This is a genomic window from Dietzia sp. HMSC21D01 (assembly GCF_001815995.1).
GTDB lineage: Bacteria > Actinomycetota > Actinomycetes > Mycobacteriales > Mycobacteriaceae > Dietzia > Dietzia cinnamea.
Map to the genome: position 1 here is coordinate 1 of NZ_KV823669.1, position 1607 is coordinate 1607.

Annotated in this window: 2 protein-coding genes; one reads left to right on the top strand and one right to left on the bottom strand. The window is 75.1% G+C overall.

Features of this window, described 5'->3' with window-relative positions; all coding sequences use genetic code 11:
- Positions 1 to 827 (bottom strand): polysaccharide pyruvyl transferase family protein (locus tag HMPREF3086_RS01735; protein ID WP_246830851.1); only part of this gene is annotated, 827 nt, incomplete at its 3' end.
- 18 nt (positions 828 to 845) lie between these two features.
- Between HMPREF3086_RS01735 and HMPREF3086_RS01740 the strand changes: the two genes are divergently transcribed.
- The coding region (locus HMPREF3086_RS01740; protein WP_070719864.1) for a glycosyltransferase family 2 protein at positions 846 to 1607 on the top strand (762 nt) is incomplete at its 3' end.

Consider the following 1607-nt stretch of genomic DNA (forward strand, 5'->3'; position numbering starts at 1 on the left):
AACGCGTCCGCGCCGGGGGCGCCCGCGCCGAGGTCGTCGGCGCCGACGACCGCCGGCCAGTCCCACGCGGCGGCCTGCGCGGACACCTTGCCGCCACCGCTGATCGGGTCGATCGCCAGTGCGGGCACACCGGCCTGCAGGGCCAGCACGAGTCCGTGCATCCGCATCGTCACCACGGCGTCCATGCGGGCGATCACCGAGCTCACCTGACCGGGAGTCGAGGGCAGTCGCCAGTCGCGGGGGTCGAGTCGGGTCTCCAGCGGGAGCAGCGCCGCGTCCAGGCCACCCAGCCAGTCGGTGAGCGCGCCGATCACGGCCTCGTGGCGCCGCCGGTCGCCGTACTCCTGTTGGCCACCGGTCAGGTACACCCCGACGACGGGCACCGCCGGTGGCGGGACGTGTGCGGCCAGGTCGGGTCGCGCGGTCGAACCGGGGGCGTCGCGGGCGATCACGGCGTCGAGCCGGTCGAGCAGGGGATCGGCGTGGTCCACGACGCTGACGCCGACAGCGATCCGTCGGCAGCGGGGGAAGCGGTCCAGCATCTCGACCGCGGCGTCGCCGCTGGCGGGGCCGCACACGAAGACCACGTGGGTGTAGCGGGCGGGGTCGACGTCGTCGAGGCGGAGGCCGCCGGGCGGGCACATCACCGCGCTCCAGGCGGTGTCGTGACCGATCCCGTCGGCGGTGAGGCGACGGGCCACCGCCTCCATCGCCAGGACGTCGCCGGCCGTGGCCTCGCCGTGCAGGGGACTGGACCAACCGACGATGAGTACGCGCACCCCGTCGAGCCTGCCCGACGCGGCTCCGCCCCGCCAGCCCCGGCTCATCGGGCTAGCCTCGGGCCGGTGAACACCAACGTGACCGTCGTGGTGGCCTCGAGGAACCGGCGAGAGGACCTCCGGGCCACCCTGCCCCGCCATGACGCGCCCGTGATCGTCGTGGACAACGCCTCGGACGACGACTCGGTGGAGGTGTGCCGTGCCGCGGGCGACCACGTGAGTGTCATCGCGTCGCCCGAGAACCTCGCCGCGAGGGCCCGCACCGTCGGTGCGCGGGCGGCGCGGACCGAACTCGTCGCGTTCGCCGACGACGACTCGTGGTGGGAACCGGACTCCCTCGAGCGGGCGGTGCGGCTCTTCGCCGAGTATCCGCGCCTCGGCCTGGCCGCCGGCACCATCCTCGTGGGGCCGTCGAACGAGCCGGACCCGATCAACGCGGTGCTCGCCGACTCGCCCCTGGGCACCGCACCCGACGCCCCGGGCCCGGCCCTGCTGGGTTTCGTCGGGTGCGGTGCGATCGTCCGCCGCGACGCGTTCCTCGGGGTGGGCGGGTTCGACGACGTCATCCGTTTCCCCGGCGAGGAGGAGCGGGTCGCCCTCGACCTGCACGACGCGGGCTGGCAGATCTGTCACGTCCCGGACCTCGTGGCCCACCACCACCCGTCACCGGTGCGGGACGCGCCGGGGATCCGCCGGGCCGGCCTCACCCGCAGCCGGCTCCTCACCGCGGTCCTCCGGTTGCCGGCGGGCGCGGTCGCGGGTGAGGTCGTGGACGGGATGCGCAGCGCGGACGGACGGAGAGGGCTCCTCAGCGCGGTGCCGCGGATC